The sequence below is a fragment of the Microbacterium protaetiae genome, from assembly GCF_004135285.1.
Taxonomy (GTDB): domain Bacteria; phylum Actinomycetota; class Actinomycetes; order Actinomycetales; family Microbacteriaceae; genus Microbacterium; species Microbacterium protaetiae.
In genome coordinates this window covers 3,244,343-3,260,464 of sequence record NZ_CP035494.1, presented here as the reverse complement: position 1 = coordinate 3,260,464, position 16,122 = coordinate 3,244,343, and the positions used below count along the sequence as shown (strand labels likewise).

General features: G+C 67.3%; 13 protein-coding genes and 1 tRNA gene. 4 read left to right on the top strand and 10 right to left on the bottom strand.

All coding sequences use genetic code 11. The features are described from left to right. Positions 1 to 10: 10 nt before the first annotated feature. The 8 genes from ET475_RS15135 to ET475_RS15100 all read right to left on the bottom strand — a co-directional run bounded on the left by ET475_RS15135 (position 11) and on the right by ET475_RS15100 (position 8,321). A complete protein-coding gene (locus ET475_RS15135; protein ID WP_129392126.1) occupies positions 11 to 2,491 on the bottom strand; it encodes a DEAD/DEAH box helicase in 2,481 nt (826 codons plus the stop codon). After that, positions 2,488 to 3,240 (bottom strand): twin-arginine translocase subunit TatC, encoded by a 753-nt coding sequence (tatC, locus tag ET475_RS15130; RefSeq protein WP_129394044.1) that lies wholly within the window; start codon positions 3,238 to 3,240, stop codon positions 2,488 to 2,490. Before tatC ends, ET475_RS15135 begins: the two co-directional genes overlap by 4 nt. Before the next feature lie 66 nt (positions 3,241 to 3,306). Beyond that, entirely contained in the window at positions 3,307 to 3,543 is a 237-nt protein-coding gene (tatA, locus tag ET475_RS15125; protein ID WP_129392124.1) for a Sec-independent protein translocase subunit TatA, read from the bottom strand. A gap of 73 nt (positions 3,544 to 3,616) precedes the next feature. Further along, the gene (locus ET475_RS15120) at positions 3,617 to 4,594 is read right to left on the bottom strand and encodes a helix-turn-helix transcriptional regulator (RefSeq protein ID WP_129392121.1); all 978 of its coding nucleotides are present in this window, start codon (positions 4,592 to 4,594) and stop codon (positions 3,617 to 3,619) included. Further along, positions 4,591 to 5,520 carry a helix-turn-helix transcriptional regulator gene (locus tag ET475_RS15115; protein WP_129394042.1) on the bottom strand — a complete coding sequence of 310 codons (930 nt, stop codon included), beginning with the start codon at positions 5,518 to 5,520 and terminating at the stop codon, positions 4,591 to 4,593. Before ET475_RS15115 ends, ET475_RS15120 begins: the two co-directional genes overlap by 4 nt. A 126-nt stretch (positions 5,521 to 5,646) precedes the next feature. Beyond that, a complete protein-coding gene (locus ET475_RS15110; protein ID WP_129392118.1) occupies positions 5,647 to 6,606 on the bottom strand; it encodes an FKBP-type peptidyl-prolyl cis-trans isomerase in 960 nt (319 codons plus the stop codon). Positions 6,607 to 6,615: 9 nt separating this feature from the next. After that, positions 6,616 to 7,644: a tRNA (adenine-N1)-methyltransferase gene (locus tag ET475_RS15105; protein WP_129392115.1), complete on the bottom strand. Its 1,029-nt coding sequence runs from the start codon at positions 7,642 to 7,644 to the stop codon at positions 6,616 to 6,618. Continuing rightward, positions 7,641 to 8,321 carry an HAD family hydrolase gene (locus ET475_RS15100; RefSeq protein WP_129392112.1) on the bottom strand — a complete coding sequence of 227 codons (681 nt, stop codon included), beginning with the start codon at positions 8,319 to 8,321 and terminating at the stop codon, positions 7,641 to 7,643. Before ET475_RS15100 ends, ET475_RS15105 begins: the two co-directional genes overlap by 4 nt. Positions 8,322 to 8,377: 56 nt before the next feature. On the opposite strand from ET475_RS15100, the gene ET475_RS15095 reads away from it, so the two are divergent. After that, positions 8,378 to 9,235 (top strand): proteasome assembly chaperone family protein, encoded by an 858-nt coding sequence (locus tag ET475_RS15095; RefSeq protein ID WP_129392109.1) that lies wholly within the window; start codon positions 8,378 to 8,380, stop codon positions 9,233 to 9,235. A 22-nt stretch (positions 9,236 to 9,257) separates the two neighbouring features. On the opposite strand, the gene ET475_RS15090 is transcribed toward ET475_RS15095, so the two are convergent. Then, on the bottom strand, positions 9,258 to 10,088 hold the full coding sequence (locus ET475_RS15090; RefSeq protein ID WP_129392106.1) for an undecaprenyl-diphosphate phosphatase: 831 nt from the start codon (positions 10,086 to 10,088) through the stop codon (positions 9,258 to 9,260). A gap of 42 nt (positions 10,089 to 10,130) precedes the next feature. After that, a complete protein-coding gene (locus ET475_RS15085) occupies positions 10,131 to 11,438 on the bottom strand; it encodes a M20/M25/M40 family metallo-hydrolase (RefSeq protein WP_129392103.1) in 1,308 nt (435 codons plus the stop codon). 117 nt (positions 11,439 to 11,555) lie between these two features. Between ET475_RS15085 and ET475_RS15080 the strand changes: the two genes are divergently transcribed. From ET475_RS15080 to glgB, 3 genes are all read left to right on the top strand, one after another. Further along, positions 11,556 to 11,641: transfer RNA gene (locus ET475_RS15080), tRNA-Leu, on the top strand. A 400-nt stretch (positions 11,642 to 12,041) separates the two neighbouring features. Continuing rightward, on the top strand, positions 12,042 to 13,976 hold the full coding sequence (locus ET475_RS15075) for a maltotransferase domain-containing protein (RefSeq protein ID WP_242497862.1): 1,935 nt from the start codon (positions 12,042 to 12,044) through the stop codon (positions 13,974 to 13,976). Beyond that, entirely contained in the window at positions 13,973 to 16,114 is a 2,142-nt protein-coding gene (gene glgB, locus ET475_RS15070; RefSeq protein WP_129392100.1) for a 1,4-alpha-glucan branching protein GlgB, read from the top strand. The genes ET475_RS15075 and glgB overlap by 4 nt, the downstream gene beginning before the upstream one ends. Positions 16,115 to 16,122 lie beyond the last annotated feature (8 nt).

The following is a 16,122-nucleotide window of genomic DNA, read 5'->3' as shown; positions in this document are numbered from 1 at the left end:
AGGTCACCTCTCAGACCGACGAGTACGCGACGATCCCCCGTCGCACGGCGTCGAGCGCCGTGCGGGCAACAGCGGCCACGCGGCGATCTGCGACAAGAGTGAGCTGGTCAAGCAGATCGATCGTCTGCTTCGCCCATCGCACAAAGTCGCCGGCCGCCATGTCGGCATCTGAAAGCACCCGGTCCAGCGCCGCACCGCGGGCCCAGGCATGCATCGCCTGCGCAAGCCCCGTGGCGACCTCTGCGGTTCCCGTGAGGTGATGGTCGTGCTCGACCTCGTCGAGCTCTGCCCAGAGCCGCTGCGTGGCCGTCAACGCGGTACGGAACGTTCCCCGCGGCAGGGCGTGTTCGCCTGCGGTGGCCTCATCGCGGCGCGGCTCGTAGACCAGGCAACAGACCAGCGCGGCCATGCCCGCGGCATCCAGTTCCCGCCAGATTCCGGTGCGCAGCGCTTCGGCGACAAGAAGATCGCGCTCGCCATAGATCCGACGCATCGTGTGACCTGCCTCGGTCAGGCTTGTGGCCCCCTCGTCATCGACGGCGACGTAGTCGAGCGTGGCGAGAACGTCGACGACGCGATCGAACTGGCGTGCAATGCTGCCGGTGCGGGTCGTGATCTGTCGCCGGATCTTGTCGGTCGCGCGCTTGAGCTTCCAGTACCGCTCGGCCCAGCGCGCGTGACTCTCGCGGTCGGGACAGGAGTGGCAGGGATGCCGCTGCATCCGCCGCCGCAGGGCCTGAATCTCGTGCTGGCGCTGCTGGCGCGCCGCATGGGAGGCCGAGCCGTCTTTGCGGTTCTGCCGTTCCAGGTCGCTCAGCTCGCGTCGAATGCCGGAGTACGCGACGAAGTCGCCCCGGTCGCAGGTCATCGCCGTGGCATAGCCGGCCAGGGATTCCTCGTGCTCGCGCACCTGGCGGGCAAGCCCGACCACGGCGCGGTCGGCCTGGAACTGGGCGAACGAACTCTCCAGGATTTCGCGCGCGCGCTGTCGCCCGAACTGGTCGATGAGGTTGACCGCCATGTTGTAGGTGGGGCGAAAGCTGGAGTTGAGCGGATAGGTGCGGCGCGAGGCAAGCGAGGCGACCGACTGCGGATCCATCGCCTCGGTCCATTGGATGACGGCGTGGCCCTCGACATCGATGCCACGGCGCCCGGCACGCCCGGTCAGCTGCGTGTACTCCCCCGACGTGATGGCCACCCGCGCCTCGCCGTTGAACTTCTCCAGCTTCTCCAACACCACGGTGCGCGCCGGCATGTTGATGCCGAGCGCCAGCGTCTCGGTGGCGAAGACGACCTTGACCAGTTTGCGCTGGAAGAGATCCTCGACGACCTCTTTGAACACCGGCAACAGGCCGGCGTGGTGTGCGGCGACCCCGCGTTCGAGGTTGTCTTTCCACTCCCAGAACCCGAGCACGCCCAGGTCTTCGTCGGCGAGCGTGCGGGTGCGCTCGTCGACGATCCGACGAATCTCATCGCGCTCCTCGTGCGAGGTGAGGCGAACCCCCGCGCGACGCACCTGCGTCACCGCGGCTTCGCAGCCGACCCGGCTGAAGATGAAGAAGATCGCCGGCAGCAATCTGTCGCGGTCGAGCAGTCGCACGACATCGGGCCGGTCCATGCGTTCGATCCGGCGCACGTTGGCGCTGCGCACCGGGCGGCGCGAGCCGCGCGACGGTCGCCGGTGGGCGGCTTCGTATCCTCCCGCGCTGCGGAACTGCTGCGCGCGCCGGTTGCTCTCGAAACTCGCGCCCTTGAACGAGCGGATGCGCATGAGCTCTTGGTTCACTCGCGCCGTCGCCGCGCCGGCTCGGTCATCGAACAGCGGCAGCAGGTCGCCGCGCACCAACACGTGCTGCTCGAGCGGCACGGGGCGGGTCTCAGAGACGATCACCTCGGTGTCGCCTCGAACAGTGTCGAGCCAATCGCCGAACTCCTCGGCGTTGGAGACCGTCGCCGACAGGCACACCAGCTTGACCGTGCGCGGCAGGTGGATGATCACCTCTTCCCATACCGGTCCGCGGAACCGATCGGCGAGGTAGTGCACCTCGTCCATTACGACGAAGCGCAGGCCGCGCAGCGCACCCGAGTCGGCGTACAGCATGTTGCGCAGCACCTCGGTGGTCATCACGACGATGCGCGCATCGCCGTTGATGCTCACATCGCCGGTGAGCAGACCGACCTCGTCGGGTCCGTACACGTCGACGAGCTCACGGAACTTCTGGTTCGACAGCGCCTTGATCGGCGTCGTGTAGAACGCCTTCTCGCCCGGCTCACGCATCGCCAGGTGCACGGCGAACTCGCCGACGAGCGTCTTTCCCGCCCCGGTCGGCGCGGCAACGAGCACCCCGCTCCCCTCTTCGAGGGCGTGGCAGGCGGCGACCTGGAACGCGTCGAGCTCGAATCGCTGGCCGTCGGCGAAGTGGGAGGTGAGGGGATGCCGCCGGTCGGCGCGTGCGCGTGCGAAGCGCTCTGCGGGGCCGGGTTCGCTCACGCGGCCGGCCCCACGGGAGCCCGCTTCGCCTTGCGACGGTCGAAAACAAGCGACAGCAGCGCGGCGGCGAAGTACAGCACGCACAGAATGCCCGCCAGCAGAAGCATGGAGGTGACGTCGGCTGCCGGGGTGGCCGCAGCCGCGAACACGACGATCACGATGATGGCGACCCGCCACCCTCTCAAGATCGTGCGTCCCGACATCACACCTGCGAGATTCAGAGCGACCAGGAAGACGGGGGTGATGAACGACACGCCCACGACCAAGAGGAGCTTGAAGACGAAGTCGTAGTACGTCGAGTAGTCGTAGAAGCGTGCGACGCCCTCATTGTTCGGAACGAACATCGCCATGATCTCGACCATGTGCGGCATGATCAGCCAGCCGACATAGAGGCCACCGGCGAACAAGGGAATCGCCGCGGCCATGAAGCCGATCGTGTAGCGGATCTCTTTGCGGGTCAGTCCCGGCATGACGAACGCCCACAGCTGCCACAGCCAGACCGGAGCCGAAATGATCAGGCCGATCGAGAACGCTATGCGCATGCGCATGTCGAACCCGCTGGTCACGGTGTTGAAATTGAGCGCCGTGTAGGTGTCGCCGTTCGCAGCGGCGATCCGTGCGATCGGCTGCGAAAGCAGGTCGATGACCGGACCGCTGATGATGAATGCGATGACCATGCCGACGATGAGCCCGGCGGCGGCGATGAACAGTCGCTTGCGAAGTTCGCGCAGATGCTGCGCGAACGACATCCGCTTGTCACGGGGCGGGGTCGCGGGGTCCTCCAGCTGCGACGAACCGGTCTGCGTCACGTCCGGCTACGGCTTGGTATCACCCGGAGAGTGCGATGCGGGAGCGTCGGCCGGGGCATCCGCCTTCGGCTCGCTCGCAGACGTCGACGTGCTGTCGTCGTCCTTCATCGCCTTCATCTCGCCCTTGAACACGCGAGCCGACTGTCCGAGACTCTTCGCCAGCGCCGGCAGCTTCGCAGCGCCGAACAGCAGCAGGATCACCGCGAGGATGATCAGCAGGTGCGGCCACCCGAATGCGCCCATGGTTTCTCCTTGTCGTGCGCCGTCGAACCAGTCTAACCCGCCCGCACCCGCGCGTCGCCGGGGACGCGCCCGGTCAGCTCGCCTCGGTGTACTGCTCGAGGCCTGCCCGAGCCCACTCGGCAGCGGCCCGGCGCGCCGCTTCCGGCGCGACGATCTCAACATCTCCGCCCCGGCCGGTGGCAAGCCGCTTGAGGCTGTGCACGTCTGCCACGCGCAGCGTCGCATCGGCCTGATCGCCGGCCGTCGTGACCTCCTGCGCACGATCGAGGTACCCCCGTATCAGCGGTGCCACCGCCGACGGAAAGCGGATGTGGGCCACCATGTCGCCGCCGCCGATGTCGAACAATGCCGGCGTCTGCTCCTCGCCGTGTGTGATGGCGATGTCGGTGAGCCTCAGGTCAGAGACCCGGTCGAGATGAAAGGTTCGCATGGCCTCGCGCAGGTGACACCAGCCGCGCAGATACCACTGGCCATCGGCGATGTGCACCTTCACCGGGTCGACGGTGCGCGTCGTGACCGCGGCATCCGGAGCCTTATAGGAGAACGAGACGGCGACTCCGCGTCGCAGCGCATCGTCGACCGTCTCACGCACATCGTCGACCGGCTCGGGCGCAACGATGACGTCGGCGGGCACCGAAGACGCGCCCCGAGCCAGCTTGGCCAACAGGCCCGCGATCACGCCGCTCTTCTCCACACCCGGCAGGGAACGCGCGAGCTGCAGCCCGGCCAGCAGGGCGGCGGCCTCACGAGCGGTCAGTCGCGGCGCGTGCTCAAGACCCACCGCGTTTGTCAGCGAGATGCGGTCCTGTTCATCGAGAAGGTCCCAGTCGATGTCGAACAGATCGTTGGCCATCTGCCAGTAGCCCCCATCACCGGGGCGGCCGATGACCGTCAGCTTCTCGACCATCTCGCGCATCTGCGCTGGTGACACGTCGAAATCGGCGGCGGCCTCCTGCACCGACACCTCGCCCTTGTTCATCAGGTAGGGCACGAGTTGCAGCATGAGGGCGGCGCGCTCCGTGGCCAACGCAGGCCGCGACGACGGGCTCATCGATCGGCTCCGTTCACATCGAGCGCGGCTCGCAGGCGCCGCAGCACTTGTTCTCGGAGGGCTGCCGGCTCGACCACACGTACCTCAGGTCCGTATGAGGCCAGCTCGTCGGCGAAGATGTGCACGTCGACAAAGGGGACGCGAATGCCCTGCACCTCAGGCGTTCCCCGGCGATGCAACCGCAGCGCCGCCTCGGTTCCCGGATGCACCTCCAGCAGTGCGCTCTGCCGCCGGGCAAGCTCCTCCAGTCCGCCCAGTGCTTTGCCACCGGCACCCTGACGTTGGCCAGGATCGAATCGCTCCCGCGTGATCTTGACGTCGCCGACAATCCGCGACAGCAGGAATGTGCGCTCTGCCGCGGCATCCACGTCGATACCGTAGACGTGCCAGCGCCCCTCGTACTCGACAAGCGCAAGCGGCCGCAGCCGACGGGTGCGCGGGTGCTCCTCCCCCGGTTTCAGATAGGGAAAAGTCACCACGCGAGACTGCTCGATGGCGCGCTGCAAGGGGGCGAACGACGCCTCGTGCAGACTGATGCGCGGCGCGTAGCCGATGATCGGCTCATCGACGTTGATGCCCAGCGAGCGGATCTTCCGCAGACCGCTGCGCGCGTGCGCCGACAGCGACTCCTGCCCCCACACACTTCCGGCCAGATTGAGGACCGCGATCTCGGCCGGCGTGAAGGTGATCTCGTCGGGGAGCGCGTATTCGGCTGTGGGAACCCGGTAGCGCGCCTGGCGCAGGTCGTCGGGCTCGAGCCGATCGCCGATGGTCTCGATCGGAACACCGAGACCCCGCAGGTTCTCTTTGTCACGCTCGAACATCTTCTCGAGGGCGTCTTTGGACGCGCCGGTTTCCAGTTGCTCTCGATATCCCGACACCGAGCCGAGGATCGTGTCTTTCGTCAGCCCCTGGTCGGTCGCCATCAGTGCGACCACGAGGTTGAGCAGGCGCTCCTCGGGCGCGTTGCGCTCGGTGGAGCTCACGGAGACGTCATCGGCGGGCACCCACCCATCCTAGGGGCGGACAGCCGCCGACGACGGCGGTGCGGCCTACTGCGTGGTGGTCGCGGCATCGGGACCGACGCCGAGGATGTCGATGACGGCGATCTGCGTGTCGGTGGCACCAGACACGCCGTCGGCGGGCGGAATCACGGCCAGCACCTGGGAGCCCACCCTCTGCCCTTCGACCGCTTTCTGGAAGCCCTTGGACTTCGTCGAGAGCGTGACGAACTCGGCCTGCGAGTCCCAGGTCGTTTCAACGACAGACTTGTCCGTCCAGTTGACGATCGTGTAGTGAAGCAGCACCGGATGATCGGCGCTCACCTTTGCGCCGTCGCCGCGCTTGAGTACCTGAGCCTTGAACGTCTTGGGCGCCACACTGTCGGGCACGATGACGCCGGGCCGCCCGTCGGGTGCCCGCACCACCGCCGGCATTCCGAAGCCGTCGTTGTAGACGGGTGAGCCGTCTGCGGCGGCCAGGAACACCTTGCGCACGTCAAGCACCGCCACCAGCGAGTCGCCGGCGCTCATGCCGAGGCTCGACAGCGACGCCTCAGGTACGCCACCGGGAGCGATGGCGACGGCAACACGTGTGCCCGCGGTCGCACAGTGCAGAGCATCGTCGAAACCGGGGAAGGACTGCACCCACTGCGACACCGGATACACCCGGCTTTCGTCGCCGTCGTACGGAGTGGTCACCAGAGTCTTGCCCGTGCTGGCGCTGACCAGAGCGACGTCGAGCACGATCATCTGAGCGTCGCTGGTGATCGGGACCTCGCCATCCCCACGGATCACGTCACTGAACTGCGTCGTCGTGGCATGCAGCGGCGTGTTCACCTCGACCTTCGGCGCCGACGTGGCAGAGCCGGTGACCGAGATGAGATCCATGGTCGACGAGCCGGTGTCGGTGGTCCGGGAGCAGGATGCAGCGGGACCGTCACCCGACGCGCACCCGACGAGGGCGACGGCTGTCAGGCTCAGAAGGGCGAGGGCAGCGGGGATCTTGCGCACCGGAACAGTCTAGGCGCTCTCGCCGGACGTGCCGTTCGCCTCGCGCCGCGCATCGGCCGCTTGCCGGGCGCCATCGGCTGCTCGCTGGGCATCACGCAGACGCTTGCGCAGGTTCTTGTCAGTGATCTGCCGGTCGCCGACCGCACCCGGCGTCCACACTTCGACATCGTCGTCACCGTACGCCGTCTTGCGTACCGTACGTCTGCGCACATCCGGGGGCACCGCGCCGGGAGCGAGGCGACGGGCAGTGAGCAGAAAACCGGTATGGGCCACCATGCGGTGGTCCGGACGCACCGCCAGTCCATCGACATGCCATCCGCGGATCATCGTCTCGCTCGACTCGGGCTCGGTGTACAGGCCGGTGCCGCGGATGAACTCCGCCACACGGCTGAGCTGGGTCACCGTGGCGACGTAGCACAGCACGACTCCCCCGGGCACCAGCGCGTCGGCGACGGCGTCGATGCACTCCCACGGCGCGAGCATGTCGAGCACGACACGATCGACCGAACCAGGCCGGAATGTGTCGGGGAGCGCCTGTGTGAGGTCACCGAGCACGATCTGCCAATTCGCCGGAGGGGCGCCGAGATAGGTCGCGGCGTTTGCTCGCGCGACCTCGGCGAACTCTTCGCGGCGCTCGAAAGACACCAGGCGTCCCTGCGGCCCGATGGCGCGCAGCAGCCACAGCGACAGCGCACCCGAGCCGACTCCGGCCTCGACCACGACCGCTCCGGGGAAGATGTCTGCCTGCGCGACGATCTGCGCGGCATCCTTCGGATAGACGATCGCGGCTCCGCGTGGCATCGACATCACGAAGTCGCGCAGCAGCGGCCGCAGCGCAAGATATTCGGTGTCGGAACTGTTGCGCACCACCGACCCGTCGGGAAGCCCGACCAGGGCGTCGTGTCGAAGCACACCGCGGTGGGTGTGCAGTTCGCCGCCCTCGCGCAGTGTGATCGTGTGCAGCTTGCCCTTCGGGCCGGTGAGCTGCACGCGGTCTCCGAACCCGAACGGGCCACTGGGTCGGGGGGTGGCGGTCATGCGGCTCCCTCGGGACGGTGCGCGGTGTAGAGGTCTGCGATGTCGGTTGTCGTTCGGTCCTGAAGCGTCGGCCACAGCGCGTGGGCTCCGGTGCCGGTGAGCGAGACCATCAATGGCACCCCCAGCGACACCGCTCCCGAAGCGACCGCGGAGCGCAGGCCATTCGGCGAGTCCTCGATCGCGACGGTCGAGCGCGCGTCGACGCCCAGTGCCGCACAGGCCTGCAGGTACGGGTCGGGGTAGGGCTTGGGGCGGGTCACGTCGTCGCCGGCGACCACGACGTCGAACGCATCGAAGTCGATGAGGTCGACGACCGTCTCGGCCATCCGGCGCATCGACATGGTCACCAGAGCCGTCTTGACCCCGGCATCCTTCAGTCCGTGCAGCAACTCCCTGGCCCCCGGACGGAAGGGCACGCCCTCACGCGCCAGTGAGCCGAGCACCTCGTCGGTGAGATGGGCGACGATGGCGCCGACCCCGAGGCGCACTCCCTGGGCCTGCAGAATGCGTGCGGCGTCTTCCAGACCGAGCCCCACCATCTGCAGTGCCTGTTCGTGCGACCACGTGCCGCCGAACGATTCCACCAGCGGCGTCTCGGCCGCCATCCAGTACGGCTCGGTGTCGACGAGGGTCCCGTCCATGTCCCACAGGACGGCGGTGGGAAGGCGAGGGGTCATCGTCCCATGCTACCGAGGCGCCTATCCTGGAAGGAGCGCAGCAGGAGGGGGACCGAGTGGACGGATTGGGCCGACGCGTACTCGTCGTCGCCTTCGACGGCTGGAACGATGCCGGCGAGGCGGCGACTTCGGCCACGGCGCTGCTGAAAGAGACCGGTGCGTACGAGCCGGTGTTCACAGTGGACCCTGAGCTGTACTTCGACTATCAGTACACGCGCCCAGAGATGCGAGCAGATCCCGATGGGGGCCGCACGCTGCACTGGCCCGATGCCACGGTGTATCGGCCGGCGGGCCGCCCGCGCGGCACTCAGCTGTGGCTGCTCACGGGCGTCGAGCCGGCCCGCGCATGGCAGGCGTTCGCGGGCGAACTCGTCGACGTCATGCTGCGCGAAGACATCACCGGACTCGTCGCGCTCGGCTCGATGATGTCTGATGTGCCGCACACCCGTCCCATCTCGGTGTTCGCCGGCAGTGACAACGAACAGCTGCGCCAGACCCTCGACCTGGAGAAGCCCACCTACGAGGGTCCCGTGGGCATTCTCAGCTCACTCGCCATGGCGGCAGAGGATGCCGGAATCCCGACCATCGGCTTGTGGGCGAGCGTGCCGCACTACGTCGCCGGGCACACCCCGTCGCCGAAGGCGACGCTGGCCCTGCTGGAGAAGCTTGAAGAGATCACCGGGACATCGGTGCCGCACGGAGACCTGGCCGGGCAGGCGGTGACCTGGGAGGCGACCATCGATGCCGCCGCGGCCCAGGACGACGAGATGAGCGACTACATCCACCAGCTCGAGGCCGCCCGCGACACCTGGGACTCCCCGGAGGCATCCGGAGACGCCATCGCGCGCGAGTTCGAGCGCTACCTGCGCCGCGGTGGAGACGGCAAGCCGGGCCGCGACGACCCGCGCCGCTGAGACTCGTTCAGAGCTGGATGATTCAGGGTTGGATCACACCCGTGCTCAGCAACACGATGAGAGTCGCCCCGATCGCAACGCGGTAGACCACGAACGGCAAGAAGCTGTGCTTGGAGATCCACTTCATGAAGAAGGCGATCACAGCCAGACCCACGATGAACGCGACGAGGGTTGCTGCGGCGGTCTCGCCTATGCCGAAGACCTCGTGGGCGGGCTCTTTCACGGTCTTGTACAACTCGTAAAGCCCGCTGCCGAACACCGCGGGAATGGCGAGCAGGAATGCATAGCGGGCCGCGGCAGCGCGCGTGTACCCGAGCAGCAGTCCGGCCGTGATGGTGCCGCCCGATCGTGACACGCCGGGGATCAGGGCCAGCGACTGGGCGAGCCCGTAGATGATGCCGTGTCCAACCGTCAGATCGGCCAGCGTGCGGCGCTGCGTGGCCAGCATGTCGGCGATGCCGAGAATGACGCCGAACACGATGAGCGTCGCGGCGACGATCCACAGTGATCGGAGAGTGGTCTCGATGGCGTCTTGAAAGAGAAGACCGAGCACGACGATGGGGATCGTGCCCACGATGATCAACCAGCCCATCTTCGCGTCAGGATCGTTGCGCGGCAGCTTGCCGAACAGCGAGCGGAACCAGTGGCCGATGATGCGCACGATGTCACGCCAGAAGAACACCACCACGGCCGACTCAGTGCCGATCTGGGTGATCGCGGTGAAAGCGGCGCCGGGATCACCCGCATCGGGCAGGAACGCCCCGACGATGCGCAGATGCGCGCTGGATGAGATCGGCAGGAATTCCGTGAGTCCTTGGACGAAGCCCAAGAAGATCGCCTCGATCAGGTGCATGGGCGCCTTTCGCTAAAACGGGGTGACGGGGCAGGCGGGTTCTCAGCAGGTGCGCAGCAGATCGGCCAGCACGGCACGACCGAAGTCGAGCGCGTTCAGCGGCACGCGCTCGTCGACGCCGTGGAACATGCCGGTGAAGTCGAATCCGTCGGGCAGCCGCAGCGGCGCGAAGCCGTATCCGGCGATCCCCAAACGCGACAGCGCTTTATTGTCAGTGCCCCCGCCCATCAGATACGGGATGATCGGCGCCTGGGGGTCATGACAGTGCAGTGCCGCCACCATCGCGTCGACCAGGGGGCCTTCGTACGGCGTCTCCAACCCGATGTCACGGGTCACGAGCTCGATCTCGATGTCGTCGCCGACGATGCGGCGGATGTCGGCGAGCACATCGTCTTCGGTGCCGGGAAGCACCCGCACGTCGATGGTGGCCGTGGCGTTGTCGGGGATCACGTTGTGCTTGTAGCCGGCGGTTGCGCCGGTGGGGTTCGACGTGGTTCGCAGCGTCGATCGCAGGAAGCCCGCCGCAGGGCCGGTCAGGTCGGCGAGGGCGTCGGGATCTTCCGTCGACGCACCCGACAGTGCAGCCAGCTGTTGGACCAGGGCGCGCGTGGTCTGTGTCAGGCGGATCGGCCACTGGGTGCGCCCGAGGGCGGCCACGGCCTCGGCAAGACGCGTCACGGCGTTGTCGGGATGGAATCCGCTGCCGTGGCCGGCGCGACCCCGTGCACGCAGCCGCAGCCAGAGAAGCCCCTTCTCCCCCACCTGCAGGAGATAGGCGCGCTTTCCGGCGACGGAGATCGAGTACCCGCCGACTTCACTGATGGCTTCACTGGCACCCGCGAACCACTCCGGGCGATCGCGCACGACGAGCGCGGAACCGCGTACCCCGCCGTCCTCCTCGTCGGCGAAGAAGGTCAACACGATGTCTCGCGCCGGCTGCTGTCCTGCCCGAAGGACGTCGGCGAGAGCGGTGAGCATCATCGCGTCCATGTTCTTCATGTCCACCGCACCGCGACCCCACAGCAAGCCGTCTCGGACCTCGCCGGCGAACGGGTCGATGCTCCAGTCGTCGGCGATGGCGGGGACGACGTCGAGGTGCCCGTGCAGCACGAGAGCGGGGCGGTCACGATCGACTCCCGGAATGCGCACCATCAGGTTCGTGCGCCGCTCGATCGGCTCGTAGAACTCAGGCTCCAGACCGAGTGTCTCGAGGTACGCGCCGACGTACTCGGCCGCTTCGCGCTCGCCGACCGCACGCCCGCCACCGTGATTGGTCGTGTCGATGCGGATGAGGTCCCGTGCGATGCGGGCGACTTCATTCAACTGCGGCGCATCGGAGGTCTCGGGCATGACGACCAGGCTACCGGGTAGGACGCGGGTGGCGGCGCGCCCGGGGGCCCGCAGGGTTCGATCGGCGACACAGAACGTGATAATGTCGTTCCTCGGTTGCGAAACCGAAATCCACCTGCGCGGGTGGCGGAATAGGTAGACGCGCTAGCTTGAGGTGCTAGTGCCCGTATTAGGGCGTGGGGGTTCAAGTCCCCCCTCGCGCACAGAGTGAAAAGGGTCCCGACAGGGGCCCTTTTCTCGTGTATGAGGGCATCCCCTGCGGCTACGACGTCACGAGGTACTCGTCGATCGACCGCAGCGACTGCGCCCGGGACGCGCCTCATCCCAGACCGCCCAGCTTCCGACGTCGCCCCACACGCGTCGTATGGCGTCGAACCGTTCCTGCGTCACACCCACCGTTTCTCCTCATCGTCGGTGACGCCACGGTATCGCGCGCGATAGGTTCAAGGCGTGGCATCCCGCACTCGTACCAAGCCCGCACCAGCGTGGCGCAGCCTGTCGTCGATACCGGTGCGTGCCCTCGCACCTTGGCCGCACGATTGCGGCACGGCAAGCGGTCGCATCCCTCTGGTCGATCCCGCTCCCGCACTGCCGGGATCGGGGATGCTGCGCCCCAAGGCGTTCTCGGGTGAGGTCGTGCCCTTCCGGGTGACGGCATTCCGTGAGGGGCACGACAGCATCGGCGTGCAGCTGCGGCTCTTCTCACCTTCCGGTGACCCGTCATTGCATCGGCTGCACCCCCTACTGGACGGTTTCGACCACTGGCTCACCGAGGTGGCACTGACCGCGGAAGGCGACTGGACGTTTCGTTTCGAGGCGTACGCCGACGACTTTGCGACCTGGCGACACGCCGCCGAGGTCAAGATCGAGGCGGACGTGGATGTCGCAGTCATGGCCCTGCAGGGAGCCGAACTGTGCGCGCGTGCCGCCGCCGAGCCCGACCGGCCAGCACGTCAGCGCACGGCGCTGCGCAGTTGGTCCACCGCGCTGCGCACCGCAACCGACGATGCGCAGGCCGCGCTGCGCATCGTGCACGACGATGAGCTCGCGTCGGTCTTTCGAGAACGCCCTCTGATGTCGCTGGCCACGGCGGGAGAAGAGCTGGCGTTGCGGGTCGAGCGCGAGCGTGCCGGTGTCGGCGCGTGGTACGAGTTCTTCCCGCGTTCCGAGGGCGCACGTCGCAGCGCCGACGGCTCGGTGCGCAGCGGCACGTTCCGTACCGCCTCTCGAAGGTTGCCGGCGGTGGCCGACATGGGGTTTCAGGTCGTCTATCTGCCGCCCATCCACCCGATCGGCCTGACCAACCGGAAGGGGCCGAACAACACTCTCACAGCCTCGCCCGGCGACCCGGGATCGCCGTGGGCCATCGGCGGTGCGGCCGGCGGTCACGACGCCATCCACCCCGACCTCGGCTCACCGGCCGACTTTCGCGCCTTCGTGAAGACCGCACGCCAGAACGGGCTGGAGATCGCCCTCGACCTCGCGCTGCAGGCTTCGCCCGACCATCCGTGGGTCACCGCCCATCCCGAGTGGTTCACGACACTCCCCGACGGCAGCATCGCCTTCGCTGAGAACCCGCCGAAGAAGTACCAGGACATCTACCCGATCAACTTCGACAATGATCCCGAGGGCCTGTGCGCCGAGGTGCTGCGCATCGTGCGCCACTGGATAGCACAGGGCGTGCGCATCTTCCGCGTCGACAATCCGCACACCAAGCCGCTGTGGTTCTGGGAGTGGCTCATCCGCACCGTCACCGTCGACGATCCCGACGTCGTCTTCCTCGCCGAGGCCTTCACGCGTCCCGCTCCCCTGCAAGCGCTCGCGCGCGCCGGGTTCCAGCAGAGCTACTCCTATTTCACCTGGCGCAACACGAAAGCCGAGCTCGAGGAGTTCTTCACGTCGATCGCGCACGAGACCGCCGATTTCCTGCGACCGAACCTGTTCGTGAACACTCCCGACATCCTCACCGAGTATCTGCAATTCGGTGGGCGCGCCGCTTACCGCATCCGCGCCGCGCTGGCGGCAACGGCCGCGCCGCTGTATGGCGTCTATGCCGGCTACGAGTTGTATGAGAATGTCGCACGATCCGGGTCGGAAGAGAACATCGACAACGAGAAGTACGAGTACAAGTTCCGCGATTGGGCCGCCGCTGAGGCATCCGGCGACTCGCTGGCCCCGTATCTGCGCAGACTGAACGAGATCCGCGCCGCCCATCCCGCCCTGCGGCAGCTGCGCAATCTCACCGTGCAGCACAGCGACGACGACGCCGTGCTCGTGTACGTCAAACACCTTCCGGCGGCGCTTTCTTCGTCGGGGGCGTCCGACACCATCGTCGTGGTCGCCAACGTCGACCCGCATTCCGTGCGACAGACCACGATCCACCTCGACACCTCGCTGTTCGGCGTTCCGCCGGGCGACGAATACCCTGTGCAAGATCTGATCACCGGCGCCGAGTGGACCTGGGCCGACCACAACTATGTGCGGCTGGACGCATTCACAGAGCCGGTGCACATCGTGCACGTGAAGGGACGGTCATGATCTCCGACGAGGTGCTCGACCGGGTCGCGCACGGCGCGTACCACGCGCCGCACGATGTGCTCGGTCTGCATGAGGAACGGGATGCCGCGGACCGGACGTTCTGGGCGGTGCGGGCGCGGCGTCCTCTGGCCGAGACCGTGACCGCCGTCTTCACCGACGGTGATCGGGTGCCCCTCACGCACGTGCGTTCCGGCGTGTGGGAAGGGCGCCGCGACGGGCGACCGGGGCCCTATGTCCTGCAGACCACGTACCCCGACGGGCCGGGCTTCGCCTCTGACGACCCTTACCGCCACCTGCCCACGCTCGGCGAGCTCGACCTGCACCTGATCGGCGAAGGCCGGCACGAACGGCTCTGGGATGTTCTGGGCGCCCACGTGCGAGAACACGGGGGAACGGACGGCACCTCGTTCGCGGTGTGGGCCCCCGACGCCCAGGCGGTGCGCGTGGTCGGTGACTTCAATTCGTGGGACGGGGCAGGGCACGCCATGCGCTCACTGGGTTCCAGTGGGGTGTGGGAGCTGTTCATCCCCGACATCGGCGTGGGGACCGTGTACAAGTACGAGATCCTCACGCCCGAGAGCAGATGGATTCTCAAGGCCGATCCGATGGCACGCCGGGCCGAGACTCCCCCGGCGACCGGCTCAGTGGTCACCGCATCGGCGTACCGCTGGAACGATGACGACTGGATGGCCGCCCGCGCGAGCGCCCCACCGGTTTCGCGGCCGATGTCGGCCTACGAGCTCCATGTCGGGTCGTGGCGGCCGGGTCTCGGATACCGCGATCTCGTCGACCCGCTCATCGCACATGTGCGCGAGCTGGGATTCACACACGTCGAGTTCCTTCCGCTGTCCGAGCACCCCTTCGGCGGGTCCTGGGGGTACCAGGTCAGCGGTTATTACGCCCCGACCAGTCGCTTCGGCTCCCCCGACGACCTGCGGTACCTCATCGACCGGCTGCACCAGGCCGGTATCGGCGTGATCATGGACTGGGTGCCCGGGCACTTTCCGAAAGACGACTTCGCCCTGGGGCGCTTCGACGGGCGGCCGCTCTACGAGCACCCCGACCCTCGCCGCGGCGAACACAAGGACTGGGGCACCTTCATCTTCGACTACGGTCGCAACGAGGTGCGCAACTTCCTCGTGGCCAACGCCCTGTACTGGCTCGATGAGTTCCACGTCGATGGTCTGCGGGTGGATGCGGTCGCCTCGATGCTCTACCTCGACTACTCGCGCAACGACGGCGAGTGGGAGCCCAATATCCACGGCGGGCGCGAGAACCTGGAAGCCATCCGGTTTCTGCAGGAGACGAACGCCACCGCGTACCGGCTGCATCCGGGCATCGCGATGATCGCCGAGGAGTCGACCAGCTATCCGGGCGTGACCGCGCCGACCTCTGCGGGGGGACTCGGCTTCGGCTTCAAATGGAACATGGGCTGGATGAACGACTCACTCGTCTACATCGAGCGCGATCCGCTGTACCGCTCACACCACGCCGGCGACCTTTCGTTCTCGTTCGTGTACGCGTTCAGCGAGAACTTCATCCTGCCCATCAGCCACGACGAAGTAGTGCACGGCAAAGGAAGCCTGTTGGCGAAGATGCCCGGCGATCACTGGCAGAAGCTCGCGAACATGCGGGCGTTCCTGGCGTACATGTGGGCGCACCCCGGAAAGCAGCTGCTGTTCATGGGGCAGGAATTCGGCCAGCTCTCCGAGTGGTCCGAAGACCGCAGCCTGGACTGGTGGCTGCTGGATCAGCCCAGTCATCGGCAGCTGCAGCAATTCGTCGCAGCACTGAATGCCCGCTACCTCGAGCACCCCCCGCTGTGGGCGCGGGATCACGATGCTGCGGCCTTCACCCGACTGGGCGCCCCCGTGTGGGATCCGAATGTCCTGGCGTTCTCGCGCGAAGACGGCGACGGCGGGATGCTGGTGGCGGTGTGCAACTTCGCCGGTACGGTGCTCGACGGCGTGGAACTCGACTTTCCGCGCCCCGGTCTGTGGCATGAGGTGCTGAACTCAGACGCCTCCGCCTACGGCGGCTCCGGCGTGGGCAACCTCGGCGCAGTCACGGCCGATGCGAACGGGCGTGCCCGCCTCGTGCTGCCCCCGCTCGGGGTGCTCTGGCTGGTCCCCGACTAGCCGCGGCG